The sequence below is a fragment of the Streptomyces sp. BBFR51 genome (genome assembly GCF_044591655.1).
In the GTDB taxonomy this organism is placed as follows: Bacteria; Actinomycetota; Actinomycetes; order Streptomycetales; family Streptomycetaceae; genus Streptomyces.
In genome coordinates, this window is the sequence record NZ_CP172448.1 from 553,933 (window position 1) to 577,867 (window position 23,935).

The following is a 23,935-nucleotide window of genomic DNA, read 5'->3' on the forward strand; positions in this document are numbered from 1 at the left end:
CGTGGGGGACTCCATGATGACGTCAAGTCAGGCCAGCGCGGGCGAGCTGCTGCACCTGATCCGCAGCGGCCGCGCCAACACGCGGGCCGACCTCCAGCAGGCGACCGGCCTGTCCCGCTCCACCGTCGGACAGCGCCTGGACCTGCTCAACCGCTCCGGGTGGCTGCGCCACACCACGGGTGCCTCCACCGGCGGCCGCCCCTCCCACCGGATCGTCTTCGACCCGGGCCACGCCTCCGTCATCGCCTTCGACCTGGAGACCCGGCACGCCCGCGCCGCCGTGCTCGATCTCGCGGGCACCATCCTGGCCGAGCACACCGGGCCGATGGACGTCGGCGAAGGGCCCGAGCGCGTCCTGGACCAGCTGGCCGAGTGGTTCCCGGACCTGATCGCGGCGGCCGGTGTCCCGGCGTCCCACGTGACGGGCATCGGCCTGTCCGTGCCCGGTCCGGTCGACTGGGAGTCCGGGCGGGTGATCGAGCCGCCCATCATGCCGGGCTGGGACCGGTACCCGATCCGGGAGCGGCTCCAGAAGGCGTACGCGGCGCGCATGGGCCTGGACCCGGCGGCCGCCGACGCCGTACCGGTCCTCGTCGACAACGACGCCAACCTCATGGCGCTGGCCGAGTACCAGGCCAACCACCGCGACTGCGCCTCCTTCGTGCTGCTGAAGGTGTCCACCGGCATCGGTGCGGGTGTCGTCATCGGGGACCAGCTCTACCGCGGCATCGACGGCGGGGCGGGCGACATCGGGCACATCCGCCTGCACGACCGCTCGGACGCGCTGTGCATGTGCGGCTCCCACGGCTGCCTCGCGGCCGTCGCCAGTGGGCGGGCGATCGCCAAGGAACTGGCCGCCCTCGGCCTCGACACCGCCTCCGGGCGGGATGTCAGACGGCTGCTCAACGAGGGGCACCCCGACGCCGTCCGGCTGGCCCGCGAGGCGGGACGACGGGTGGGCGAGGTCCTGGTGACTGTCGTGACCCTGCTCAATCCCGGGGTGCTCATGATCGCGGGCGAGCTGTCCGGAGTGCCCTTCCTGACCGGCGTGCGGGAGCTGGTCTACCAGCGCGCCATGCCCCGGGCGACGGCCAATCTCCAGGTCGTCACCTCCCGGCTCGGCGACCACGCGGGGCTCGTCGGAGCCGCCGCCATGGTCGTGGAGGACCTCTACTCCCCCGCGGGCGCCGACGCCCGGCTGGAGCGCCTCGCGCCGTGACCGCATTGTCGCCCCACGCACCGACTCGCCAGACAGGAACACCGTGACCGCTGCCCCCGCCCCCTGGAACCACCGTCCCGTCGAGGTCGGGCTCGTGGGCGCCGGCCCCTGGGCCCGCGCCATGCACGCCCGGGTGCTCGCCGCCGGTCCCGAGACCCGGCTCGCCGCGGTCTGGGCCCGCCGTACGGACGCCGCCCGCGAGGCCGCCGCCCCCTACGCCGCGCATGTCGCCGCCGACTTCGAGGAGTTGCTGGACCACTGCGAGGCCGTGGCGTTCGCGGTGCCGCCCGCCGTCCAGGCCGAGCTGGCGCCACTGGCCGCGAAACGCGGCAAGGCCCTGCTGCTGGAAAAGCCGCTCGGGCCCGACCTGGCCGCGGCCCGCCGCGTGGCCGACGCGGTGACCGAGGCCGGCGTCGTCTCCCAGCTCGTGCTGACCAAGCGCTATCACCCGGCCACCCGGGCCTTCCTCGAAGCCGCCCGCTCCTTCGAGACGACCGGGGCACGCTCCTGCTACCTCCACGGCGCCTTCCTGCAAGGGGAGTTCGCCACCGGCTGGCGTCTCGAACACGGCGCGCTGCTCGACCTCGGCCCCCATCTGCTCGACCTGCTGGACGCCGCGGTGGGCCCCGTCACGTCGATCCGCGCCACCGGCGACCCGCGCCGCTGGGTGGAACTGACCTGCGAACACGAGAACGGCGCCGTGAGCCAGGCCTCGCTGTCCGGTTCCGTGGCCGTCCCCCGCGCGCTCACCCGCCTAGAGCTCTTCGGCGCGGCCGAACCCCTCGTCTACGACACGGCCGGCCTCGACCACGAGGAGTGCTGGCCCGTCCTGCGCCACGACTTCGCGACGGCCGTCCGCACCCGCACACCGACGCCGGTCGACGCCGGGCGCGGCCTGTACCTGCAGCGCCTGCTCGACGGGGTCGTGTACGGCTGAGGGTCCGGCCGGGGGGCGTTGGTCAGTCGACGACCGCGGTGGCCTCGACCTCGATCAGATACTCGGGCACGTCCGGTGCCGCGACGCCCAGCCGGGCGGCCGCCCGCACGATGCCTTCCAGGAGCCGGGGCATCTTGTCGGGGAAGGAGGCACCGGCCGCCGCCAGGACGGTGGCGACGTTGAGTAGCACTGCTCGGCCTGTGCTGTCAGATCGCCTTCGCCGACGGTGACGCCGTCGACGTACCAGGCGACCTGCCCGGCGACGAAGACCAGCTTCGATCCGGCTGCGATCGACACCTGCCGGTAGACGTCGACCTCCGGCAGGGGGTTAGGCGTGTCCAGTAGACGGCTGCTCCAGGCCAGCCGGGACAGGGCGATCTTGGGGGATGGCGGACCAAGGAGGTGGACGTGGTCGGTTTCGCCGTTGGACTCCGTCAGCTCGGCGCCGAAGTCCGCGCAGACGTCCCGCATGGCCTCCTCGCAGTGGACGAGGATGTAGTCGGTTAAGGGGCCGCGCCGATACTTCGGGGTGACCAAGTGCGCATGGAGGGCGTGGACAATCGTTCTACCCCTCCTCAGATCGGGGTTGGGTTCCCGTCGAGGTGACATGGACTGGTGGTGGGAGCGTTGCTGTCACCGTCATGAAGCTGGTGGTGCGGGTCAAACTCCTCCCGACGCCCGCAATGAAGACGCGACCTGGGTCTCGATCTGGACCACCCCGGGCCGCTGAAGGGCGTGGCGTTCACCGGGCAGACCGAACAACTGGCCGTGCTGGCCGTCCACCGCCGGGGCGAGTCCGACCTGGTCCGCCGGGGCGGGAAGTGGTTTCTCATCGCGACCTGCGAGATCCCCGAGCGGGCGCCGGATCAACCGCAAACGCGCCCACGACCGGACGCTACGGTCCAAGCTACAAAAGAAGGGCACGAAGTACTCCTGGCCCTTCGCCCAGCTCGGCACTCTCATCGCCTACAAGGCGCAGAAGGCCGGGGTACCGGTGATCTACGTCGACCCGGCGTACACCAGCCAGGAATGCTCCCAGTACCACCACACCGCACGCACGAACCGGACCTCCCAGGCCCGCTTCGCGTGCAAGGTCTGCGTCTTCGTCGAGCACGTGGACCACAACTCGTCCCACAACATCTCCCGTCGCGGGTGGATGGCGTGGGTCTGCGGGACCGGGTCAACGGCCCAGCCCTCACACTCATCACGCAGCCGCTTCGGCGCCTGACGCGTGCCGGGCGTCACGCGCGGTTCGGCGGCAGGGGGTCAGTCGCGCCGGCGCTCGGGACCGCGGAAGACCGCCAGCCGCAGGACGACGAAGCGTACGACGGTGACGGCGACCGACGTGGTGGCGAGGACCGCGGTCTCGGCGGCCGGTGAGGCACCGGGCCGCTCGTGCTTGAACCACAGCACGGCGCCGGAGGTGACCAGGTAGCCGAGCAGGAAGAGAGCGCCGGCTCCCAGGTGGGCGCGGGCCGCTCTCGTGGCGGCGCGCCGGAAGGTCAGCCGCCGGTTGGCCTCGGTGTTGAGCACGGTCAGCACGAGAAGGGAGACCAGGTTGGCGGCGGCCGGGGCCCACCACAGGCGCAGTCCCCAGTACAGCAGCGCCTGCCCGGCGGTCGAGACGACGCCGATCGTGACGAACCAGCCGACCTCCCGCGACCACATCCGGCGCCGCGGGGCGGGAGTGCGCAGCGGTCCGCGGGGCTCGGCGACCGACGCGTCCTTCAGCCGAGCCACCTCTTACGCCCCCGCCCAGCCGACCGACAACTCCCTGATGGCGCAGCCTACTACGGCACCCACGAAACGCTTTGCCTTTTCTTTGCCTTTGGGGAACCCTGTGGTACCCGGACGCGTTCATCCTGGTGACCGCGGGAAACCGCGGCCGGGACAGACCGATACGCAGCAACTGAAGCCGAGGTGGCACGAGTGGCGATGTGGGACAAGATCAAGGACCAGGCCAAGACCTTCCAGCAGTCCCAGGGCACTCGGGGAGCGAGCGGATCCGGGCAGGGATCGCACGGACCGGCGGCCACCGGCAGGTCGGGCTCGTCCTCCGGCGGCTCCAAGGCCCAGCTGCTCGGGATGTTCAAGTCCCAGCTCGCGTCCGCCAAGGCCGAACTCAAGAGCGGGGCCTACCGGGACGCCAGCATGGCCATGTGCGCGCTGGTCGCCGCCGCGGACGGTCAGGTGGAACCGGCAGAGCGGCAGCGCGTGGAGGAGCTGATCGTCTCCAACGAGGTGCTGCAGAACTTCCCGGCGGACCAGCTCCGCCAGCGGTTCAACCAGCATGTGGACCGGCTCCTGACCAACTTCGAGCAGGGCAGGACCGAGGCCCTCCAGGTGATCGCCAAGGCCGCGAAGAAGCCCGCGGAGGCCCGTGCGGTCGTGCAGACCGGCATGGTCGTCGCCGGCGCCGACGGAACCTTCGAGCCGTCCGAGCAGTACGCGATCCGTGAAGCCTGCACCGCGCTCAACATCTCGCCCTCGGAGTTCGGCGTCTGATCGCCCCTCAGCCCCGGCGCCGGTGCGCCGCGACCCGCTCCCGGGTCGCGCAGCGACGTGAGCAGTAGCGGCGCTCCGGACCGCTGCCCCGGGCGATGAAGACGTCGCGGCAGCCGTCGGACGCGCAGACCCTGCCGGGCGGGCTCTGGTGGTCCCACACCAGGACCACCAGCGCCATGCAGGACGAGGCGAGGAACCACTGCGGCCACGGCGCGTCGTCGTCGTGGTCGAGATGGGGGTGCCACGGAGCAGCGCCCTCGTGGGAGGTCAGGCGGAGCTGTCCCGTGTGCGCGCCCAGGAGACGGTTCAGGACGTGGGCGGCGGCGTCGGCCGAGTCCGCCGCGAACACCTCCCGCAGCAGGGCGGCGGCCTCACGCATCCCGTCCACGTCACCCGCGGTCAGCTCGAGCGGCCCCTTCTCGCCGTAGGCACGCAGCACTTCGGCGACCGCCCGGGGGTCGGGTGCGTCCCCCGCCAGCGCGTTGACGAGCGCGGCGGTGCGCCGGGCCGTGGTCAGCACGGAGTGCCTGGTGGACCAGTCGTCGTCGAGAGGAGAGGACACCGGCCGAATGTAACGCATATTGCGGAGTTTTGAGTTACCTCCGTAACGTCTCGCTGGTGCCAAAGGGTTACTCCATACGGTCCTACCTGGCCGGGGCGGTGGCGGCGCGCGCCGGGGACGAGATGTCGGGGCCGGCGCTGCTGCTGGCCGGCCTCGCCCTCACCGGATCGACCACGGACGCGTCGTCGCTGCTCGCGGGCATCACGATCTCCGCGGCGATCGGCGGACCGGTGCTCGGGACGCTCCTCGACAGGGCGGCGCGGCCGGGCCGTCTCCTGGCCGGCGCACTCGCGCTGTACGCGGCGGGGCTGAGCGCGGTCCTCGTCGGGCTCGGCCGGCTCCCGATCGCCTGCACCGTCCTGCTCGCGGCGCTCACGGGGCTGCCGGGTCCGGCCCTTTCGGGCGGCTGGACCGCGCAACTCCCCCGGGTGGCAAGGGACGGACACCTGCCCAGGGCCAACGCGCTGGACGCGATGACCTTCAGTGCGGCGAGCCTGGCCGGCCCTGCCCTGGCCGGCGGCGTGGCCCAGACGCTGGGAGCCTCCACGGCGGTCGCGGTCTCCGCGGCACTGGTCGCCACGGCGGTGCCGGCCGCGTGGCGGTTGCCGTCGCGCTCCGGGGCGGCCCGGGCAGCACGGCCGACCCCGGCGGCCGGAGCCCTCGCCGCCGGATTCCGGGTCATCCTCCGGCGTCCGCTGCTCGCCCGGGCGACCCTCACCTCGGTCGTCTCCTGTGCCGCCCAGGGCATGCTGGCGGCCTGCGTCCCGCTCCTGGGCGCACAGGTCCTCGGCGCGGCCGGGCGCGGCGCCCTGCTGTTCTCCTGTGCGGCGGCCTCTGCCCTGGTGGCCAACGCCGTGCTCGCGCGACGTCCGCACTCCGTCGCCCCGGACACGATCGTCCGGGCGGGTGCCCTGGTCCAGGCGGCCGCGTTGGCCCTGGCGGCGACGGGCCGGCCCGCCACGCTGCTCGTGGCCGCGCTCGTCCTCGGCGTCGGCGAGGGTCCCCAGCTCACCGCGCTCTTCGCGGTACGTCACCGGGAGGCCCCGGACCACCTGCGCGGCCAGATCTTCACCACCGGGGCGAGCCTCAAGATCACCGCCTTCGCCCTGGGAGCCGCCGTCGGCGGTCCGCTCGCCGCATGGTCCCTGCCGGGCGCCCTGACGGTGGCGGCGGGCACGGCGGCAGGCGCGGCGTTCGTGGGCTCGTGGATCGGCAGGGAAAGGGTTTGACGGCCGTCCGCGCCGAAGGGTCGGATGAGGTCCATGAGTTCAGGCCAGACGCATCCGGGCCCGTACCCCCTCGACGACCGTCTCGTACGGCGGCTGGTGGACGGGCAGTTCCCGCAGTGGGCGGGGCTGCCCGTCGAGCGCTTCCCGTCCGGCGGCACGGTCAACGCGATGTACCGGCTGGGCGACGCCATGGTCGTGCGGCTGCCGCTGATCGAGGGCGGCGTGGAGGACGTGACGACGGAGCGGGAGTGGCTCCCCCGGCTGTCGCCCCTGCTGCCCGCCGCCGTCCCCGAGGTGCTCGGCGCCGGTGCGCCCGCCGAGGGCTATCCGTGGCCCTGGTCGGTGTACCGGTGGCTGCCCGGTGAGATCCCCGAGGCCGGAGCACTGACCGATCCCGTGCGACTGGCGACGGATCTGGCCGGGTTCGTGGCGGCGATGCGAAGCGTCACCCTGCCCGGCGCGCCGCAGGCGTACCGCGGCGGTCCGCTCGCCACCCTCGACCAGGCGACGCGGGCCGCGCTCGACGAACTGCGGGGCCTTCCCGAGGAGGGCGTCGACTGCGACGCCCTGGCCGCCGTATGGCAGGACGCGCTGCGGGCCCCGGCCCCGGAAGGGCCGCCGGTCTGGCTGCACGCCGACCTGATGCCGGGCAACCTGCTGGTGGCCGGCGGCAGGCTGTCCGCGGTGATCGACTTCGGCTGCATGGGGGTGGGCGACGCGGCCTGCGATCTCTTCCCGGCGTGGAATCTGCTGCCGGCCGCCGCGAGGGAGGTCTTCCGCGAGGTACTCGGCGTGGACGACGCGACCTGGCGGCGCGGCCGGGGCCGCACCCTCTCCCAGGCGCTGATCGCGCTGCCGTACTACCGGAAAACCAACCCCGCGATGGCCGGCAACGCCCGCCACGTGATCCGGGCGGTGCTGGCCGAAACGCGCCGCTAGGGCACGGCTAGGGCGCGATCCCCACGCCGTCGATCCTGCCCCACGCGCGCTCTTGGGCGGCGGTCATCGCGGGCCAGCCGAGTCCGCCCGGCCGGGGCCGCACCCGTGAGGCGTACGGGGAGGGGCGGAACCCGGGATCGTAGAAGCAGCCGCTGCCGTAGGTGGCGTCGAACGCCTCGCAGGAGGCCGCGACGGAACGCGGGCTCGGCCTGCGGCCCGTGCGCACCCATGTGTCCAGTGCGGAGATCGAGTTGGCGTACTCGGAATCGCTCAGCGAGCTGTGCTCGGTCTCCTTCGTGAACGTCTGGACGAGGTTCCCGCCCCGGCCCGCGCCTCGGAGCGTGGCGCGGTAGGCCGCCTCGTGCTCCACGAACGCCGTCGGGTCGTCGATGGCGTGCAGGGTGAGGACGGGGAGGGAGACCCGGCCGGTGAGGTCGCTGTCGTAGGACAGGTCCCGGCGTGCGGTGGGGTCGGCCGAGAAGCGCTCGACGCCCGCGTTGAGCGCCTTGTCGTCGTGTGAACCCGAGTAGCGCACGCCCCGGTTGCTCCACGGGTTCCGTCCGTCGAGCCGGTTCGTCACGATGTCCCGGAAGGTGAAGGTGGCGAAGCGCAGATGCGACTCGAGGGTGCGCTCCGGGATGCGGGTGACGGCGAGGATGTCGTCGAGGTTGCGCTGTTGCAGCGCGGTGCGGTCCGCCGGTTCGGAGGCGTAGCCGGTGCACTCCTCAAGGCGTGCGCGCAGCCCGGCGTTCGTCATCGTGGAGCCGGGGCGCAGTCCCTGCCACAGCGGGTACTGCGGCTCGGTCGGGCGCGGATGGTTGTGGCAGTAGTACTGGTAGACCACCCGCAGGTCCACGCGGTAGTCGTAGCCGCGCGAACCGCCGCCGAGGACGCCGTTGGTCAGCAGCACTCCGTCGTACGCGCCGCGCCGCGTGCCGTAGGTCTCCGCGACCTTGGCGGCCACGTCTCCGCCCCAGGACTGGCCGTGCAGGTAGGTGCGTTCCGGCCGGCCGAACCGGGCGGTGAACAGGCGGCGCACGTTCTCGGTGTCGGTGGCGGCCATGCGGGCTCCGTAGCCACCGCGCCGGTAGGCGGAGCCGGCCCACGCGTACCCCTGGTCGACCATCACCGCCCAGCGTTGCAGGTCCTCGGTGCTGCGGGCCGGGTCGGAGGCGTCGCCGAGGTCGGGCCCGCCGTGGGCGTGCACGACGAGGGAGCCGTTCCAGTCGTGCGGCACCGCCATCGTGTAGTGGGCCCCGTTGGCGTCCTGGCCGGTGTAACACGTGGCGTTGTCCGCCAGCTCGGGCGGGCAGTCGGCGGCCACGGGCCGTTCGGCCGCCTGCGCGGGGGCGGCGGACACATTGCCGAGCGTGCCCAGGAACACGGCCGCGAGGGCGGCCGCCACCACGGCCGGACGGCTTCGGCGGCGCGCCGCCGAGGTGAGCTGCGTGGGAGCGTCGGGTGTGGTCAAGGTGCGGGCTCCTGTACGTGCTGGGTGCCGGCGCGAAATCGCGCTGCGAGCTGGGATGTTAGGAATCCCCCGGAGCCGTGGCCACCCCTTCGATCATTGCGTTCATAGTGTTCCCCCGGCGCCGTGTGCCGACGCCGGATGCCGGACCCCGTGCGCGGACTCCTGCGTGGCCTCTTGACGCCCCATTGGTCTCTACCTATCGTCACCGCCCAGTCGAACGTTCAGAACAACACTCAACGTTCACATACCCGAACGGATGGACCCCCCACATGTCCTCTGCTCCCACGCGCCGTCATCGCAGATCCCGTGCCGTCCTCCTCGCGACCCTCACCGCCGCCCTCGTCGCCGCCCTGCTGGCCGGCCCGGGCTCGACCGCGCACCGCGCGGACGCCGCACCGGCCGCGTTCACGCATCCCGGAGTCACCGTCTCCGAGGGCCAACTCGACTTCGTCCGCGCCAAGGTCGACGCCGGGGCCCAGCCCTGGAAGGGCGCCTTCGACCAGATGATGGCGAGCAGGTACGCCGACCTGAACCGCACCCCTAAGCCCCGCGCGGTGGTGGAGTGCGGTTCGTACTCGAACCCCAACTACGGCTGCACGGACGAACGCGAGGACGCGATCGCGGCCTACACCAACGCGCTGGCCTGGTACTTCACCCGCGACGAGCGGTACGCGCGCAAGGCCATCGAGCTGATGGACGCCTGGTCCGCAGTGATCCGGGACCACACCAACAGCAACGCGCCGCTGCAGACCGGATGGGCCGGCTCCTCCTGGCCCAAGGCCGCCGAGATCATCAAGTACACGTACGGCGGCACCTGGGCGAACTCCGGCCGCTTCGCCGGCATGCTCCGCGACGTCTACCTGCCCGAGATCATCAACGGCTCCAACTCCAACGGCAACTGGGAGCTGACGATGACGGAGGCCGCCGTCGGCATCTCCGTCTTCCTGGAGGACAAGGCCTCCTACGACAAGGCCATGGCCAAGTTCCGCACCCGCACGGCCGCCTACGTCTACCTGGAGTCCGACGGAGCCCTGCCCAGGACGGTGCCGAGTCAGAACCTCGATTCCCGGGACAAGATCGTCAAGTACTGGCAGGGCCAGTCCACCTTCGTCACCGGCCTCACCCAGGAGACCTGCCGGGACTTCACCCACACGGGATACGGCATCTCGTCCATCTCCCACGTCGCCGAGACCAGCCGGATCCAGGGGCAGGACCTGTACGGCACCGACGTGGGCGAGCGGCTGCGGCACGCGCTCGGCTTCCAGGCGAAGTACCAGCAGGGCGCGGGCGCACCGAGCTGGCTGTGCGGGGGCGACCTCGACCTCGGCCTGGGGCCGGTGACCGAGGTCGGCTACAACGCCATGCACAACCGCCTCGGCTTCGCCATGGACAACACCCAGGCGCTGACCGAGCGCACCCGCCCCTCCGGCACGAACAACCTCTTCGTCGCCTGGGAGACCCTCACCCACGGCGACAATCCGGCCTGAGGCGGCGGGCGGTGGCCCGCGCTCAGCCGTCGTAGTCCACGGTCAGCTTCTCGGAGACCGGGTACGACTGGCAGGTCAGGACGTAGCCGGCGTCGACCTCGGCGTCCTCGAGCGCGTAGTTGCGGCGCATGTCGACCCGGCCGTCGGTGACCAGGGCCCGGCAGGTGCCGCAGACCCCGCCCTTGCAGGCGAAGGGCAGGTCGGGCCGCGTCTGCTGGGCCCCGTCGAGGACGGACCGCTCCCGGGACAGGGAGGAGGTCGTGGAGCGGCCGTCCAGGGTGATGGTGACCTCGCTGACGGGTCCCCGCGGGCCGGTCTCCTCGTGGTGGACCTCCCGCACGGGTTCGTCGTCGGCGTAGAACAGCTCCCGGTGGACGCGGTCCGCCGGGACACCGAGGCCGGTCAGGACCTGCTGGGCGTCGGCGACCATGCCCTGCGGGCCGCACAGCCACCAGTGGTCGGCGGCGGGTACGTCCACCAGGGAGCCGACGAGCGCCGAGAGCCGTTCGGCGTCCAGCCGGCCGGAGAGGACCTCTGCCTCGCGGGGTTCACGGGAGAGCACGTGGGCGAGGTGGAAGCGGGTGGGGTGGAGGTCCTTCAGGTCGGCCAGGTCGTCGGCGAACATCACCGTGTCGCTGCGGCGGTTGCCGTAGAAGAGGGTGACGGTCGAGCGGTCGTCGGCGGCGAGCACCGACTCCGCGATGGACACCATCGGGGTGATGCCCGAACCGGCGGCGATCAGCACATGGTGGCCCGGGGTGGTCAGATCGGGGGTGAAGAGCCCGGTGGGCGCCATCACCTCGACACCGTCGCCGGGGCGCACGTCGTTGACCAGCCACGCGGAGAACAGGCCGCCCGGCACCACCCGCACCCCGATGCGCGGCACCGAGCCGGCCGGTGCGCAGATCGAGTACGAGCGGCGCTCGTCCCGTCCGTCGACCTCGCGCCGCAGGGTGAGCGACTGACCGGGCGCGAAGGCGAACTCCCCGGCCAGCTCGTCCGGGATCTCGAAGCTCACGGCCGCCGCGTCCGCGCACAGCCGCTCGACGGCCGCGACGCGCAGACGGTGGAAGGCGGGCCGGCGACGCGTGCGCACCGGTGGCGCCGGGACGGGGGCGCTCTGGGCCATCAGATCTCCTTGACGTACTCGAACGGCTCGCGGCAGGCCCGGCAGCGCCACAGCGCCTTGCAGGACGTGGCGGCGAAGCGGGAGGTCTCCTCGGTGTCCGCCGAGCCGCAGCGGGGACAGGCCACCGCAGGCCGGGTCGGCGACAGCACCAGCGGGACCGGACCGCGGGGCGCGGCACCGGGCGGGGCGATGCCGTGCTCGGCCAGCTTGCGGCGGCCGGACTCGGTGATCCAGTCGCTGGTCCAGGGCGGGTTCAGGACGGTGCGGATCTCCACGCGCGGGTAGCCCGCGTCCCGCAGCCGCGCGGCGACGTCCGCCCGCATCTCGGCCATGGCCGGGCAGCCCGAGTAGGTGGGGGTCAGACTCGCGACCACGGTGCCGTCCGCGCCCACCTCGACGTCGCGCAGCACCCCGAGGTCGGCGAGGGTCAGCATGGGCAGCTCGGGGTCGGGCACCTGCTCGGCGACGCGGCGGGCCCGGCGGGCGTCCAGGAGGGCGGTCACCATGTCGCCTCCGGGTGGGCGCGGGCGATGCCCTGCAACTCGGTGAGCAGCGGCGCCAGATGCTCGGTGTGCTCGCCTGCGCGGCCGGAGCCGGGCAACGGGCGGTACACCGGCAGGGGCAGTCCGGCCGCCTCGGTGACCTGGCGCAGGTCTTCGGCGACCTCGTCCCGTACGTCGTACGCGGTGTGCAGCTCGCCCAGGTACGGGGCGATGTCGTCCAGTGCCGCGCGCATCCTGCGGTGGGACTCCTCGGTGCCGTCGCCCAGGCGCACGGCCCACTCGGCCGCGTACTGCCGGTGGTAGGTGAGTTCCTTGACGCCCTTGGCGGCGACCGCCGCGAGGACCGGGTCGGGGTGGTCCAGCAGCCGCTGGAAGTGGGCCAGGCGCCAGCTGGAGAGCACCAGCAGCCGCACGACGGCGAACGCGAAGTCGCCGCCGGGCAGTTCGGCCAGCGTCACGTTCCGGAATTCGGCGGCGTCCCGGAAGTAGGCGTAGGCGTCCTCGTCACGGCCGGTGCCGTCGGCCTGGCCGGCGCGGGAGTAGAGCAGCCGGGCCTGGCCGAGCAGGTCCAGGCCGATGTTGGCCAGCGCCACCTCCTCCTCCAGCTCCGGGGCGCGGGTGACCCACTCGGCGAGCCGCTGCGCGCTGACCAGGGCGTCGTCGGCGAGCGCCACGCACTCCGCGGCCAGTGCGCCGGCGTCGACGCCCTCGGGCACGGTGGTGTCGACGCCGTGCAGCGGGTCCTCGAAGCCGGTGCCGTAGGCCCAGCGGGTGTCGTCCTCGTGCCCCTCGGCCAGGGTGAGGTAGACGTGGTCGTCACTCATGCCCTGCTCCTAGATGTGGGGGACGTCGTCGGGGATGTCGTAGAAGGTCGGGTGGCGGTAGACCTTGTCGGCGCTCGGGGCGAAGAAGGGGTCCTTCTCGTCGCGGGTGGAGGCGGCGATGTGCTCCGAGCGCACCACCCAGATGCTCACGCCCTCGTTGCGCCGGGTGTAGAGGTCGCGGGCGTGGGTGAGGGCCATGGCGTCGTCGGCGGCGTGCAGCGAGCCGACGTGGACGTGGTTGAGTCCGCGCTTGCCGCGCACGAACACCTCGTACAGCGGCCAGCCCTGCTTCTCGGGCTTCTCGGGGGTCATGCCGCCGCTCCCTTCTGCGCACGAGCGGCCTGCTTGGCGGCGTGGGCGGTGGCCGCCTCGCGCACCCAGGCGCCGTCCTCGTGGGCGGTCCGCCGCCGCTCGCTCCGCTGTGCGTTGCACGGGCCGTCGCCCTTGATGACGCGCATCAGCTCGTCCCAGTCCGGGGTGCCGAAGTCGTGGTGCCCCGTCTCCTCGTTCCACCGCAGCTCCGGGTCGGGCAGGGTGACGCCGAGCTTCTCGGCCTGCGGGACGGTCATGTCGACGAAGCGGCGGCGCAGTTCGTCGTTGCTGTGGCGCTTGATCTTCCAGGCCATCGACTGCGCCGAGTTGGGCGAGGCGTCGTCGGGCGGGCCGAACATCATCAGGGAGGGCCACCACCAGCGGTCCACCGCGTCCTGGACCATCTCGCGCTGGGCGGGAGTGCCGCGCATCATCGTCACCAGCAGCTCGTAGCCCTGCCGCTGGTGGAACGACTCCTCCTTGCAGATGCGCACCATCGCGCGCGCGTACGGGCCGTACGAGCTGCGGCACAGCGGCACCTGGTTGCAGATGGCCGCGCCGTCCACGAACCAGCCGATCACGCCCATGTCGGCGAAGCTGAGGGTCGGGTAGTTGAAGATCGACGAGTACTTCTGCCGGCCCTCGATCAGGCGCCGGGTGAGGTCGTCGCGGTCCGCGCCGAGGGTCTCGGCCGCCGAGTACAGATACAGCCCGTGGCCGGCCTCGTCCTGGACCTTGGCGAACAGGATCGCCTTGCGGCGCAGCGACGGCGCCCGGGTGATCCACTCGCCCTCGGGCTGCATGCCGATGATCTCCGAGTGCGCGTGCTGGGCGATCTGCCGGATCAGCGTCTTCCGGTAGCCCTCGGGCATCCAGTCCCGCGGCTCGATGCGCTGGTCGCGCGCGATCGTCGCGTCGAAGTGCTCCTGGAGCCCCTCGGGGGGCGGCGCCTCGGCATCGTGTGTCGTGGTCATCGTCACCAGCTTCCCAACCGACCATTCGTTCGGTATCAGTGTGACGGGTTTCCGGCCCCCGGGCAAGACCCGGACCCCCGCCGGTCACACTCTTGACAGCGCCGCCGCGCGGCTGGATTACTGGGGCTTGCCGCGCGCTAACCGAATGGTCGGTCGGGACAGAAGGTGGTGGGAAGGATGTCGCAGGCCACTGGGCCGACACCCACGGAGGTGATGTTCTTGGCGGACGAGGCCTCCCGGCGGCTCGGCATCGAGCTGGTCGAGCACGGCGAGGGGACCGCCGTACTCCGTATGACCGTGACCCCCGCGATGGTGAACGGGCACCGGATCGCCCACGGCGGCTATCTGTTCCTGCTCGCCGACACCGCTTTCGCCTGCGCCTGCAACAGCCACGGCCCGGTGACCGTCGCGGCCGGCGCCGACATCGTGTTCGTGGCCCCGGCCCGCGAGGGCGACGTGCTCGAGGCCCGCGCCGAGGAACGCGCCCGCTACGGACGCAGCGGCATCTACGACGTGAGCGTGCGGCGCGGCGACGAGGTGATCGCGGAGTTCCGCGGACGCAGCCGCAGCGTGCGGGAGACCACGGCGCGCGAGACGCCGGGCACGACGACGAAGGAGTCGCGATGAGCAGCGAGCCGACGACCGGGGCGGCCCCGGCGCCCCGACCTGGCGAGCCTCTCCCCCACGACCTGCTGGACGACGCCGAGCGCCTGTCCCGCGAGCAGCTCCGGGAGCTCCAGCTCGACCGGCTGCGCGCGACCCTTCGGCACGCCTACGACAACGTGGAGCTGTACCGGAAGAAGTTCGACGCCGCCGGGGTGACGCCCGACGACTGCCGCAGCCTGGCGGACCTGTCCAGGTTCCCCTTCACCACCAAGGCCGACCTGCGGGACACCTACCCGTTCGGCATGTTCGCGGTCCCGATGGCCGACGTGCGGCGCGTGCACGCCTCCAGCGGCACCACCGGCCGCGCCACCGTCGTCGGGTACACGGACCACGACCTGTCCATGTGGGCGGACGTCGTCGCCCGTTCGATCCGCGCCGCGGGCGGCCGCCCCGGCCACAAGGTGCACATCTCCTACGGCTACGGCCTGTTCACCGGCGGCCTCGGCGCGCACTACGGCGCCGAACGCGCCGGGTGCACGGTGATCCCGGCCTCCGGCGGCATGACCGCACGCCAGGTGCAGATCATCCAGGACTTCCGGCCCGAGATCATCATGGTCACCCCGTCCTACATGCTCACCCTGCTCGACGAGTTCGAGCGGCAGGGCATCGACCCGCGCTCCAGCTCCCTGAAGGTCGGCATCTTCGGCGCCGAGCCGTGGACCGAGGAGATGCGCCGCGAGATCGAGGAGCGCGTGGACATCCACGCCGTCGACATCTACGGCCTGTCCGAGGTGATCGGCCCCGGCGTGGCGCAGGAGTGCGTCGAGACCAAGGACGGCCTGCACGTGTGGGAGGACCACTTCTACCCGGAGGTGGTGGACCCGCTCACGGACACCGTGCTGCCCGAGGGCGAGGAGGGGGAGATCGTCTTCACCTCCCTCACCAAGGAGGCGCTCCCGGTGATCCGGTACCGCACGCGCGACCTCTCGCGGCTGCTGCCGGGCACCGCACGGCCGGCCTTCCGGCGGATGCGGAAGGTCACCGGGCGCTGCGACGACATGATCATCCTGCGCGGCGTGAACGTCTTCCCCACCCAGATCGAGGAGATCGTGCTGCGCACCCCCGGTGTCGCCCCGCACTTCCAGATCCGGCTCACCGAGCGCGGGCGCATGGACCACATGACCGTGCGGGTCGAGGCCCGTCCCGACGCGGACCCCGAGCGGCGCGAGGCCGCCGCGCGGGCGATCGCGCAGGGCGTCAAGGACGGGGTGGGCGTCACCGTGGAGGTGGAGATCGTCGCCCCGGAGACCCTGGAGCGCTCGCTGGGCAAGCTCCACCGGGTCCGGGATCTGCGGGGCGCGTGAAACGTGAGCACGGACACGTCTGTTCACCACTCGGGCTGGTGTGCGGCGAGATACGGATGGGCAGTAATGGCGTGATCGGGGGAGGTTGAGTACATCCTGGGGGGAAATCCCGTGCGTGTGTGTGTGATCGGTGCAGGCCTGTCGGGGCTGGCGGTGGCCCATGCTCTCAAGCAGCGCGGCATCTCCTTCGTCTGTCTGGAGAAGGCACCCGACGTCGGCGGGATCTGGCGTCAGCCACAGGCCGGCGAGCGGGGTCCGGGCTACCGGTCCCTGCACCTGAACACCGCCAAGCAGCTGACCGGTTACGCGGACTTCCCGATGCCGTCCTCGTACCCGCTCTATCCCCGGCACAGCCAGGTCGCCGGCTATCTGCGGTCCTTCGCCGAGTGGGCGGGCCTGCTGGACCACGTCGAGCTGCGGACCGAGGTGGTGTCCGTCGGTCAGGACCCTGACGGCGGGTGGACCGTCGTCAGCCGCGGCGCGGACGGCGCGCAGGCCACGCGGCGGTTCGAGCAGGTGGTCGTCGCCTCGGGCCACCACACCGACCCGGTCCTGCCCGACCCCCTCCCGCCCGGCGCCGATTCCTTCGCCGGAACGATTCTGCACTCCCTCGACTACCGCGACGGAAGCGACTTCGACGGCCGGCGCGTCGTCGTGGTGGGCCTCGGCGCGTCGGCGGTGGACATCGCGGCGGACCTCTCCCGGCATGCCGCGTACACCGTGCTGTCGGTGCGCCGGGGACTGCACATCGTGCCCAAGCAGCTCTTCGGGATGTCGGTCGACGAGATCGCCGAGGCCCCCTGGTGGAACGAGATGTCCTTCGACGAGCGGCGCCGGTGGGTGGAGCAGGCCCTGCTCGTGGCGCGCGGCAGACTGTCGGACTACGGCCTGCCGGAGCCCGACCACCCGGTCTTCTCCTCCGCCACGACCCTCTCGGACGAGATCCTCAGCCGGATCCGGCACGGGGCGGTGACCCCGAAGCCCGCGATCGCCTCCTTCGACGGCGACCGGGTCGTCTTCACCGACGGCAGCTCCGAGAACGCCGACGCGGTCGTCTACTGCACCGGATTCCACATGACCTTCCCCTTCCTGCCCGACGGCTGCCCGGTGGCGGCGGACGGCTCGGTCGAGCTGTACAGACGCGTCGTCCCGGCCGACCGGCCCGGCCTGTACTTCGTCGGGCTGGTCCGGCCGGTGGGAGCGATCACCCGGCTGGTGGAGGCCCAGGCGCAGTGGGTGGCACGGATCGTCGACGGCGCCGCCGCGCTGCCCGCGGCCGAGGAGATGCGCGAGGAGATCGGCACCTACCTCGACGGCATCGTCCGGCGTTACGGCCGGACCCGGGGTGCCTCGATCCAGGTCGACGTGGGCCCGTATCTGGCCGAGTTCCGGGAGTCGCTGACCGTGTAGCCGCTCCGCCGGGCGCGGTCGGCGACGACGACGCCCTGCGGCCATGTCCTCGCCAGGGCTCCCGGTGGATGTCACCGGGAGCCCTGGCACGTCCGCCGGGTCGCCTCAGCTCACCGACAGCCGACGGCGGTCGGCCTCCACGACCGGCGGCCGGACCGCGTACGCCTCCGAGGAGAGGTACGCCGTCACCCGCGGCGGGCGGTCCCGCTGATGGGCCAGGGCCAGGTAGGCGATCAGGCCCACCCCGTCCTCGGGGCGCCGTTCGGTGAGGGCGGTCAGGGCACGCTCGAGCACGGAGGCGTCCATGCCGTGGTGGCACAGCACCCTCCCCGCCCGCGCCAGGACCTCCCCGTCGTGCCGGGCGTAGTCCCTGACCGGGATGTGGAGGGTGAATCCACTCGGCCGTGCCGTGGCGGTGTCGGTGAAGGAGTGGCAGGACAGGCCGGGCCGTCTGCCGAGCCCCGTCGTGTCGGGGCCGAGGCCGGCGGCCGTGCGGAAGAACCCCTCGATCGCCGCGGGCCCGGGGCCGGAGTCCGTGCGGGACAGGCGCCCTGCCTGGCCGGCCGTGAGGTGGTCGTGACGCACGTAGACCTTCGCCCGGGGTTCCGCCCAGTCGCCGAGGTCCAGGGCGAGGAACGGATGGCCGGCCCCCTGGGGCAGGTTGGCGAAGGCCTGCCGGTGGCCGAGCCGGTGCAGGGCCTCGCGCACCGTCGTGGCGGAACGTTCCGCCCCGTTCGCCGCCGGGTTCAGATAGACCTTGACCTTGGGCACGCCGCCGGGCACCAGCTCCAGGGCGCACCACAGGGCGAGGGGGCCCTGTGGTGCGGGCGGCAGGAACAGGTCCTGGACCGCGTCGAGGGCGTCGGTGGTGAAGTGCCAGCGCCGGGCCATGCCCCGGATCGCCTCGAGTCCGATCCGGCCGCCCTGAGCCAGGCTGTCTGCGCCGCAGCCCGGTTCAAGGAGCACCCGCATGGAGGGCTTCGCGTCCGGCTGGAAGGAGAGGGAGAACTCCACGGGGGTGTGGTCGTCGGACAGGAAGGTGCGGGTGGGTGGCGGCAGGCTCAGTGGCCGCTCGGCCACCGGGCCCAGAGCCTCGGTCAGGACCTGTGCGTAGGTCCCGGCGTCGGTCTCCGAGAGGCCGGCGACCGCGCCGAGTCTTCGCAGCTGACCGCCGGTGAGGGAGCCGAGCGTGGGTGTGCCCCGCGGGCCCGTGCCCCTGGGTTCGGCGGTCACCGGCCCGTCCCCGGCCGCGGTTTGGGCCGCACAGAGTGATACCCGCCTCGGGAGGCGGGTATCGGGTGGGTCGGCGGCGGGAAAGCGGCGTTCGTGGATATGTGGTCCACGACACCTCCTTTTACTCGTAAGCAACTTGAATGCCGCGTTGCTCACTACCCGTGCCGTTCAACCTTCATGCGAAAGGGGCGGGTTGGGAGGGTGTTGCACAAATCACCGTGTGAGCCAGTTGAGGAACTGGCTCCACATGCCACTGCGTTCGGCCGGACGGGTCGGACTCGCCGCGTTCTGCTGCCCGGCCGAGGCGGTGGCCGGCCGCGGTTCGGCACTCCGGGCCGGGCGCACCGGGGTGAAGCGGGCCGGGAGCGTGGCCAGGGCCCGGTTGAAGGGTCCCGGTCGCCACGTCAGGCTGTCCTCGGGGACGGCGAGTTCGACGTCGGGCAGCTCGTTGAGCAGATGCTCGATGGCCGTGACCGTGATGTGCCGGGCCGGTTCCTTGGACGGGCAGGCGTGCGGGCCCGCGCTCCAGGCGAGGTGCGCGCGGTTGCTGCCGGCCTGGCGTGAGGCCTTCAGGGCCGGACCGGTGTTGGCCGCGGCGAAGCTGACCAGGACGAGGTCGCCCGCCTGAAGCTGCTGTCCGGCGAGTTCCGTGTCGGCGGCCGGGTAGTGCGGGGCGTAGTTGGCCATGGGCGGGTTCTCCCACAGCGTGTCGTCGAGCGCCTCGTCGATCAGGCCGCCCTCACGGGCGTACCTCTCGTGGGTGAGGAGCCGGTGCAGGGTGTTGCCGAGGAGGTTGCGCAGGGGCTCGGCGCCCGCGCCGAGGAGCAGGGCGAGCTGGTGGACCATCTCCTCGTCGTCGAGGCGCGCCTCGTGCTGCATCAGCCAGGAGGTGACGTCGTCACCGGGCTTGCTCCGCTTGAGCGCGACGAGTTCTCCCACGGCCTGGAAGAGCACCGCGGTGGCCTTGTCGGCGTTGACGCCGTCGAACATGCCGGAGATCCCGAACAGCACCCGGTCGCCGATGTCGGCAGGGCAGCCGAAGAGTTCGTTGAACACGAACAGCGGCAGCTGCTTGGCGTAGTCGCCGAGCAGGTCGGCCGAGCCGCGGCCGCCGAACTGGGAGATGAGGTAGCCGGAGATCTGCTCGGTGCTGCGGCTCAGCCGCCGGGTGTCCACCCGCGCCATGCTGTCGGTGACCGCCTGGCGCAGCCTGATGTGGTCGGCCCCGTCGGCGAACATGCAGTTGGGCCGGTAGGCCAGCAGGGGCGCGACCGGGCTGTCCGGCCCCACCTTGCCCTCGTTGAAGGCCCGCCAGCGGCGCGCGTCCTTGCGGAAGGACCCGGAGTCCTGCAGCAGTTGGAGCGCCGCCGCGTAGTCCGTGACCAGCGTGGCCTCGACCCCCGGGGCCAGTTCGACGGGGGCCGCGGCCCCGTAGTGGCGCAGGTACTCGTAGTACGCCTGCGGGTCGGCGGCGAACTCCGGCCCGTGCAGCGGCACTCGGGCGCCGGAGCCGTGGGCCGGGCAGCCGGGCGGCGGGACCAGCGCGGTGTCGTGGGCGTTCATGTCTGCTCCCAGCTCCTAGCGGGTGCGGTCCAGCAAGTAGCGGACGAGGGTGGTCAGTGCGGCGGCCGAGGACTTCTCGTCGCGGGCGTCGCAGGTGACGACGGGGGTGTCGTCGAGCAGGTCGAGCGCCTCGCGCAGCGCCCGCTCGTCGCGCAGCGGCGCGCCGTCGAAGTGGTTGACGGCGATGGCGTAGTCGAGCCCGTAGTGCTCGATGAGGTCGATCACGGGGAAGGAGTCCGCGAGTCGCTCGGGGTCGAGCAGGACCAGGGCGCCGAGAGCGCCGCGCGCCATGTCCTCCCACATCTGCACGAAGCGCTGCTGGCCCGGCGTGCCGAAGAGGTACAGCACGACGCGGTCGCTGATGGTGAGGCGGCCGAAGTCCATGGCGACCGTGGTGGTGGTCTTGCCCTGGACCCCCTTGAGGTCGTCGACCGACTCGGCGGCCTGCGTCATCGTCTCCTCGGTGGACAGCGGCTCGATCTCCGAGATGGAGCCGATGAGGGTGGTCTTGCCCACCGCGAAGTGCCCGACGACGAGGATCTTCACCGCGGTCTGGGTCGCCCCGCCGCTCACGTAGTCCCGCTCATCCAAACTTGGCGCGGAGCCCATTGAGCACCTCCTGAAGGATCTCCTTGTCGGCGAGACGGGCCCGGGCCACCGGCGGGCGGGTCGTCAGGTGTCCGCCTTCCATCAGGGAGGCCAGCAGGATCCGCACCACGCCCAGCGGGAACTGCGTGTGTCCGGCGATCTCGGCGACCGAGAGGTAGCCGGCGGAGCAGAGGTCCAGCAGGCTCTGCTCCTCGGGGGACAGCCGGGTCGGCTGCCGCGTGTCCTCGGCGGACGCGGTGACCAGGGTGATGAGCGAGAGGTGGTCCTCGTCGGGCAGGCCGCGGCCCTTGGTGATGACGTACGGCCGCACTAATTCGGGGGCCTCGGGCTGCCAGCCGTCGTGGCCGGTCATGAGTGGGCGCCGAGGTTCTCGCGCGGCGGTGTCGTCAGCCGCTTGCCGAGCTGGGCGACGAGCTGCTGCATCCGGAAGGTGATGTCCGCCATGTCGACCTCCGGGGAGGCGGAGACACCGAGGTAGGCACCCTCGCCCGCGGAGATCAGGAACACCCAGCCGCCGTCGAACTCGACCAGCGTCTGCCGCCACGCCTGGCTGGGGTCCTCACAGAAGAAGGCGAGGGTGCGGCTGAGCGACTGCACGCCGCTCATCGCGGCGGCGACCCGGTCGGCGTCGTCCTTGTCGAAGTCCTGCGTCCGGGCCATCAGCAGGCCGTCGGCGGATATCAGGACCGCGTGCAGGGCACCTGGAATCTCCAGAGCGCTGTCGAGCATCCATGACAGATCGTCGTTCACGAGACCTCATGTCCTTCGCTGCTTGCACCAGGTGTTCTGCTCGTCCGGTCAGCGTTGTCCGGGCGCTCCGGTTCGGTGCCCCGGCCGGACTGCGTTCCGCGCTGGAAGGCACCCATGACCTGTGCCTGCTCGGAGTCGGAGCGGCCCGTCGGGCGCGGGGTGGACGCGCTGCCGGGCACGATGGCCATCGGCCGCTTGCGGCGCCGCCGGGGCAGACCGTCGTCGGACTGGGACGAGGCGTGCGCGCTCTCCGGTCCGCCGTCCGTCACCGGCCGGGCCGTGCCGCGGGCGGCGGGCGCGGGTGCCTTCTTCTCCGGCATGCCGGTGAGCAGTTCGTGCGGCAGCAGGACCACCGCCCGTACACCTCCGTAGGGGGAGGAGGAGTCCACCGACACCTCGAAGCCGAATCGCTCGCTCAGCAGGCCGATGACCGCGAAACCGAACTGCGGCGGGTTGCCGAGCCCGGCCACGCCCGAGGCGCGCTCGGTGGCGAGCAGCTTGTCGGCGCGAGCCCGCTCCTCGTCACTCATGCCGACACCGGCGTCGTCGACCACGACGCAGATGCCCTTGGGCACGGTCCGGATGTTGATCTCGACCACGGTGTCCGGGCTGGAGTAGCTGGTGGCGTTGTCGAGCAGCTCGGCGAGGGCCAGGGCGACGGGCTCGACGGCCCGGCTGGTGATGCCGAAGTCGACCTGGGAGAGGATGTCCACCCGGCGGAAGTGCCGGATCCGGCCCTGGGCGCTGCGCACCACGTCGTACACCGAGGCGGTGTCGCGCCGCCCGCCCAGCCAGCCGTCGCACAGTACGGCGATGGACTGGGCCCGCCGGCCGAACTGCGAGTTGGTGTGGTCGATCTCCAGCAGGTCCTGGAGGAGTGCCGAGTCGCCGTACTTGTTCTGCAGCCGGGAGAGCACCAGCTGCTGTTCGGCGGCGAGGCCCTGAAGGGTCCGCATGGCGGATTTCAGCACCGTCTTCGTCTCGTCCTCGGCCCGCTCCTGAGCGGCCTGCACGGACTTCCCGTAATCGTTCTCCAGCTCGGTGTAGTGATCCCTGAGCCCCTGGACCTGCTGCCGCAAAGCTCGTGCCGCCCTGCGCTGGCGGCTGATGAGCACGGCGGCGGCGACGAGGCCGACGAGCAGGACCCAGAGCAATGGGTTCCCTGTGTATTCCGTCATAAGACTCTCTTCAGGCGACTGACAGCCGGCTTGCTGAATTCCCGTCCGTGCGGGCGGCCCGGTGGACTGCCCGCACCGGGGGTAGCTGCCCGGGCTGTCCCTTAAGTCGGGGATGCCGTCTTTCACCCATCCGCCCGCTCCGCAAACGCGGTGATCGTATCACCGCATGATCAGGTGAATTTACGTCAAGAAGCGCCCATCCAGGACCGGTTGGGGACCGCCCGGAGACCGCCGGACGTACCTCTTGTGACAGTGGGTACAGTCGGCCCCGTGAAAGATGCACAAGACACCTTCCGGTCGAGTACGGACCCGGCACGGGACGGCACCGGGTGACGCCGGAGGCCATGGCGGGTGTGTTCGCGGCGGGGGTCGGGGCCGGCGCCATCAACAGCGTCGTGGGCTCCGGAACGCTGATCACCTTTCCCGTGCTGCTGGCCACGGGACTGTCGCCGGTCACCGCCACCGTCTCCAACGCGCTCGGCCTGGTCCCCGGCTCCGTCAGCGGGGCCATCGGCTACCGCGCGGAGCTGAGCGGACAACGCCGGCGCATCCTGAAACTGAGCGTCGGCTGCCTGCTCGGCGCCCTCACGGGCGCCACGCTGCTGCTGTCCCTGCCGGCCGACGCGTTCGAGACGATCGTCCCGGCCCTGGTGGGCCTGGCCCTCGTCCTCGTGGCGCTGCAGCCCCGGCTCAGCAGGCTGGTGCAGCGCCGCCGCGCACGCACCGGCGCTTCACCCCGGCGTGACGGCGGCCCGCCGCTGTTCGCCGGACTGACGCTCGCCAGCGTCTACGGCGGCTACTTCTCCGCGGCACAGGGGATCATCTACCTGTCCCTGATGGGCATGCTCCTCGACGAGCCCCTGCAACGCCTCAACGCCGTCAAGAACGTGCTGTCCGCGATCGTCAACACGGTCGCCGCGCTCTTCTTCCTCTTCGCCGCGGACTTCGACTGGACCGCCGTCGCACTCATCGCGGCCGGCTCGGCCCTCGGCGGCTACCTCGGCGCCAAGGTGGGCCGCCGGTTCAGCCCCGTCGTCCTGCGCACGCTGGTCGTGACGGTCGGCACCGTGGCCCTCGTGCAACTGGTGCTCCGCTAGCCCCTGGCTCCCCGGAGCGGCGGCTCCTCGGCCG

General features: G+C 72.0%; 25 protein-coding genes and 2 pseudogenes. 11 read left to right on the forward strand and 16 right to left on the reverse strand.

What is annotated here, in order from left to right:
• The first annotated feature begins 16 nt into the window (after window positions 1-16).
• Window positions 17-1,219 carry an ROK family protein gene (locus ACGH7X_RS02520; protein WP_399896728.1) on the forward strand — a complete coding sequence of 401 codons (1,203 nt, stop codon included), beginning with the start codon at window positions 17-19 and terminating at the stop codon, window positions 1,217-1,219.
• A 43-nt stretch (window positions 1,220-1,262) separates the two neighbouring features.
• Window positions 1,263-2,156: a Gfo/Idh/MocA family protein gene (locus tag ACGH7X_RS02525; protein WP_399881115.1), complete on the forward strand. Its 894-nt coding sequence runs from the start codon at window positions 1,263-1,265 to the stop codon at window positions 2,154-2,156.
• Between the two features lie 22 nt (window positions 2,157-2,178).
• On the opposite strand, the pseudogene ACGH7X_RS02530 reads toward ACGH7X_RS02525, so the two are convergent.
• Window positions 2,179-2,498: pseudogene (locus ACGH7X_RS02530) on the reverse strand (RidA family protein).
• 30 nt (window positions 2,499-2,528) lie between these two features.
• Window positions 2,529-2,765: pseudogene (locus tag ACGH7X_RS02535) on the reverse strand (transposase); the annotation flags it as partial.
• Between the two features lie 256 nt (window positions 2,766-3,021).
• Between ACGH7X_RS02535 and ACGH7X_RS02540 the strand changes: the two are divergent.
• Window positions 3,022-3,384 carry a zinc ribbon domain-containing protein gene (locus ACGH7X_RS02540; protein WP_399896731.1) on the forward strand — a complete coding sequence of 121 codons (363 nt, stop codon included), beginning with the start codon at window positions 3,022-3,024 and terminating at the stop codon, window positions 3,382-3,384.
• Between the two features lie 38 nt (window positions 3,385-3,422).
• Here the strand turns inward: ACGH7X_RS02540 and ACGH7X_RS02545 are convergent, their stop codons facing one another.
• On the reverse strand, window positions 3,423-3,896 hold the full coding sequence (locus tag ACGH7X_RS02545) for a GtrA family protein (protein WP_399881117.1): 474 nt from the start codon (window positions 3,894-3,896) through the stop codon (window positions 3,423-3,425).
• Window positions 3,897-4,085: 189 nt separating this feature from the next.
• Here ACGH7X_RS02545 and ACGH7X_RS02550 point away from each other — a divergent pair, with 189 nt between their 5' ends.
• On the forward strand, window positions 4,086-4,661 hold the full coding sequence (locus tag ACGH7X_RS02550; RefSeq protein ID WP_399881119.1) for a tellurite resistance TerB family protein: 576 nt from the start codon (window positions 4,086-4,088) through the stop codon (window positions 4,659-4,661).
• 7 nt (window positions 4,662-4,668) lie between these two features.
• Here ACGH7X_RS02550 and ACGH7X_RS02555 read toward each other — a convergent pair whose 3' ends face one another.
• Window positions 4,669-5,241, reverse strand: a complete 573-nt coding sequence (locus ACGH7X_RS02555) for a CGNR zinc finger domain-containing protein (RefSeq protein WP_399881121.1) — start codon at window positions 5,239-5,241, stop codon at window positions 4,669-4,671.
• A 38-nt stretch (window positions 5,242-5,279) separates the two neighbouring features.
• Here ACGH7X_RS02555 and ACGH7X_RS02560 point away from each other — a divergent pair, with 38 nt between their 5' ends.
• The gene (locus ACGH7X_RS02560; protein WP_399881123.1) at window positions 5,280-6,452 is read left to right on the forward strand and encodes an MFS transporter; all 1,173 of its coding nucleotides are present in this window, start codon (window positions 5,280-5,282) and stop codon (window positions 6,450-6,452) included.
• A 33-nt stretch (window positions 6,453-6,485) separates the two neighbouring features.
• Window positions 6,486-7,391, forward strand: coding sequence for an aminoglycoside phosphotransferase family protein (locus ACGH7X_RS02565; protein ID WP_399881125.1), 906 nt, complete (start codon window positions 6,486-6,488; stop codon window positions 7,389-7,391).
• A gap of 7 nt (window positions 7,392-7,398) precedes the next feature.
• Here ACGH7X_RS02565 and ACGH7X_RS02570 read toward each other — a convergent pair whose 3' ends face one another.
• A complete protein-coding gene (locus tag ACGH7X_RS02570) occupies window positions 7,399-8,862 on the reverse strand; it encodes a hypothetical protein (protein ID WP_399881127.1) in 1,464 nt (487 codons plus the stop codon).
• A 269-nt stretch (window positions 8,863-9,131) separates the two neighbouring features.
• On the opposite strand from ACGH7X_RS02570, the gene ACGH7X_RS02575 reads away from it, so the two are divergent.
• A complete protein-coding gene (locus ACGH7X_RS02575; RefSeq protein ID WP_399881129.1) occupies window positions 9,132-10,349 on the forward strand; it encodes an alginate lyase family protein in 1,218 nt (405 codons plus the stop codon).
• A gap of 22 nt (window positions 10,350-10,371) precedes the next feature.
• Here ACGH7X_RS02575 and paaE read toward each other — a convergent pair whose 3' ends face one another.
• The 5 genes from paaE to paaA are packed head-to-tail and all read right to left on the reverse strand — an operon-like array spanning window position 10,372 to window position 14,091.
• Window positions 10,372-11,478 (reverse strand): 1,2-phenylacetyl-CoA epoxidase subunit PaaE, encoded by a 1,107-nt coding sequence (paaE, locus tag ACGH7X_RS02580; protein WP_399881131.1) that lies wholly within the window; start codon window positions 11,476-11,478, stop codon window positions 10,372-10,374.
• Entirely contained in the window at window positions 11,478-11,984 is a 507-nt protein-coding gene (gene paaD, locus ACGH7X_RS02585) for a 1,2-phenylacetyl-CoA epoxidase subunit PaaD (RefSeq protein ID WP_399881133.1), read from the reverse strand. Before paaD ends, paaE begins: the two co-directional genes overlap by 1 nt.
• Entirely contained in the window at window positions 11,978-12,805 is an 828-nt protein-coding gene (paaC, locus tag ACGH7X_RS02590) for a 1,2-phenylacetyl-CoA epoxidase subunit PaaC (protein WP_399881135.1), read from the reverse strand. The genes paaD and paaC overlap by 7 nt, the downstream gene beginning before the upstream one ends.
• A gap of 9 nt (window positions 12,806-12,814) precedes the next feature.
• Window positions 12,815-13,117 carry a 1,2-phenylacetyl-CoA epoxidase subunit PaaB gene (paaB, locus tag ACGH7X_RS02595; protein WP_399881137.1) on the reverse strand — a complete coding sequence of 101 codons (303 nt, stop codon included), beginning with the start codon at window positions 13,115-13,117 and terminating at the stop codon, window positions 12,815-12,817.
• Window positions 13,114-14,091 (reverse strand): 1,2-phenylacetyl-CoA epoxidase subunit PaaA, encoded by a 978-nt coding sequence (gene paaA, locus ACGH7X_RS02600; RefSeq protein WP_399881139.1) that lies wholly within the window; start codon window positions 14,089-14,091, stop codon window positions 13,114-13,116. Before paaA ends, paaB begins: the two co-directional genes overlap by 4 nt.
• A 177-nt stretch (window positions 14,092-14,268) precedes the next feature.
• On the opposite strand from paaA, the gene paaI reads away from it, so the two are divergent.
• The 3 genes from paaI (at window position 14,269) to ACGH7X_RS02615 (ending at window position 17,471) form a co-directional block, all read left to right on the forward strand.
• Entirely contained in the window at window positions 14,269-14,718 is a 450-nt protein-coding gene (paaI, locus tag ACGH7X_RS02605; protein ID WP_399881141.1) for a hydroxyphenylacetyl-CoA thioesterase PaaI, read from the forward strand.
• Window positions 14,715-16,061: a phenylacetate--CoA ligase PaaK gene (gene paaK / locus ACGH7X_RS02610; protein WP_399881143.1), complete on the forward strand. Its 1,347-nt coding sequence runs from the start codon at window positions 14,715-14,717 to the stop codon at window positions 16,059-16,061. Before paaI ends, paaK begins: the two co-directional genes overlap by 4 nt.
• Window positions 16,062-16,172: 111 nt before the next feature.
• A complete protein-coding gene (locus ACGH7X_RS02615; protein ID WP_399881145.1) occupies window positions 16,173-17,471 on the forward strand; it encodes a flavin-containing monooxygenase in 1,299 nt (432 codons plus the stop codon).
• Between the two features lie 105 nt (window positions 17,472-17,576).
• Here the strand turns inward: ACGH7X_RS02615 and ACGH7X_RS02620 are convergent, their stop codons facing one another.
• The 6 genes from ACGH7X_RS02620 to ACGH7X_RS02645 all read right to left on the reverse strand — a co-directional run bounded on the left by ACGH7X_RS02620 (window position 17,577) and on the right by ACGH7X_RS02645 (window position 22,804).
• Complete coding sequence (locus ACGH7X_RS02620) at window positions 17,577-18,704, reverse strand: tryptophan dimethylallyltransferase family protein (protein WP_399881147.1); 1,128 nt, start codon at window positions 18,702-18,704, stop codon at window positions 17,577-17,579.
• A gap of 213 nt (window positions 18,705-18,917) precedes the next feature.
• Window positions 18,918-20,267, reverse strand: coding sequence for a cytochrome P450 (locus ACGH7X_RS02625; protein ID WP_399881149.1), 1,350 nt, complete (start codon window positions 20,265-20,267; stop codon window positions 18,918-18,920).
• A 15-nt stretch (window positions 20,268-20,282) separates the two neighbouring features.
• Window positions 20,283-20,876: a GTP-binding protein gene (locus tag ACGH7X_RS02630; RefSeq protein WP_399881151.1), complete on the reverse strand. Its 594-nt coding sequence runs from the start codon at window positions 20,874-20,876 to the stop codon at window positions 20,283-20,285.
• Window positions 20,851-21,228 (reverse strand): DUF742 domain-containing protein, encoded by a 378-nt coding sequence (locus ACGH7X_RS02635; protein ID WP_399881153.1) that lies wholly within the window; start codon window positions 21,226-21,228, stop codon window positions 20,851-20,853. Before ACGH7X_RS02635 ends, ACGH7X_RS02630 begins: the two co-directional genes overlap by 26 nt.
• Window positions 21,225-21,626 carry a roadblock/LC7 domain-containing protein gene (locus ACGH7X_RS02640; protein ID WP_399881155.1) on the reverse strand — a complete coding sequence of 134 codons (402 nt, stop codon included), beginning with the start codon at window positions 21,624-21,626 and terminating at the stop codon, window positions 21,225-21,227. Before ACGH7X_RS02640 ends, ACGH7X_RS02635 begins: the two co-directional genes overlap by 4 nt.
• Complete coding sequence (locus tag ACGH7X_RS02645) at window positions 21,623-22,804, reverse strand: ATP-binding protein (protein ID WP_399881157.1); 1,182 nt, start codon at window positions 22,802-22,804, stop codon at window positions 21,623-21,625. Before ACGH7X_RS02645 ends, ACGH7X_RS02640 begins: the two co-directional genes overlap by 4 nt.
• A 344-nt stretch (window positions 22,805-23,148) precedes the next feature.
• Between ACGH7X_RS02645 and ACGH7X_RS02650 the strand changes: the two genes are divergently transcribed.
• A complete protein-coding gene (locus ACGH7X_RS02650; RefSeq protein WP_399896734.1) occupies window positions 23,149-23,901 on the forward strand; it encodes a sulfite exporter TauE/SafE family protein in 753 nt (250 codons plus the stop codon).
• The last annotated feature ends 34 nt before the right edge of the window (window positions 23,902-23,935 follow it).

Coding starts and splice junctions, on each gene's coding strand:
- ACGH7X_RS02520 (WP_399896728.1), top strand. CDS start 17: ATGACGTCAAGTCAGGCCAGCGCGGGCGAGCTGCTGCACCTGATCCGC.
- ACGH7X_RS02555 (WP_399881121.1), bottom strand. CDS start 5,241: ATGCGTTACATTCGGCCGGTGTCCTCTCCTCTCGACGACGACTGGTCC.
- ACGH7X_RS02565 (WP_399881125.1), top strand. CDS start 6,486: ATGAGTTCAGGCCAGACGCATCCGGGCCCGTACCCCCTCGACGACCGT.
- ACGH7X_RS02575 (WP_399881129.1), top strand. CDS start 9,132: ATGTCCTCTGCTCCCACGCGCCGTCATCGCAGATCCCGTGCCGTCCTC.
- paaE (WP_399881131.1), bottom strand. CDS start 11,478: ATGGCCCAGAGCGCCCCCGTCCCGGCGCCACCGGTGCGCACGCGTCGC.
- paaD (WP_399881133.1), bottom strand. CDS start 11,984: ATGGTGACCGCCCTCCTGGACGCCCGCCGGGCCCGCCGCGTCGCCGAG.
- paaC (WP_399881135.1), bottom strand. CDS start 12,805: ATGAGTGACGACCACGTCTACCTCACCCTGGCCGAGGGGCACGAGGAC.
- paaB (WP_399881137.1), bottom strand. CDS start 13,117: ATGACCCCCGAGAAGCCCGAGAAGCAGGGCTGGCCGCTGTACGAGGTG.
- paaA (WP_399881139.1), bottom strand. CDS start 14,091: ATGACCACGACACACGATGCCGAGGCGCCGCCCCCCGAGGGGCTCCAG.
- paaI (WP_399881141.1), top strand. CDS start 14,269: ATGTCGCAGGCCACTGGGCCGACACCCACGGAGGTGATGTTCTTGGCG.
- paaK (WP_399881143.1), top strand. CDS start 14,715: ATGAGCAGCGAGCCGACGACCGGGGCGGCCCCGGCGCCCCGACCTGGC.
- ACGH7X_RS02625 (WP_399881149.1), bottom strand. CDS start 20,267: ATGAACGCCCACGACACCGCGCTGGTCCCGCCGCCCGGCTGCCCGGCC.
- ACGH7X_RS02630 (WP_399881151.1), bottom strand. CDS start 20,876: ATGGGCTCCGCGCCAAGTTTGGATGAGCGGGACTACGTGAGCGGCGGG.
- ACGH7X_RS02635 (WP_399881153.1), bottom strand. CDS start 21,228: ATGACCGGCCACGACGGCTGGCAGCCCGAGGCCCCCGAATTAGTGCGG.
- ACGH7X_RS02645 (WP_399881157.1), bottom strand. CDS start 22,804: ATGACGGAATACACAGGGAACCCATTGCTCTGGGTCCTGCTCGTCGGC.
- ACGH7X_RS02650 (WP_399896734.1), top strand. CDS start 23,149: ATGGCGGGTGTGTTCGCGGCGGGGGTCGGGGCCGGCGCCATCAACAGC.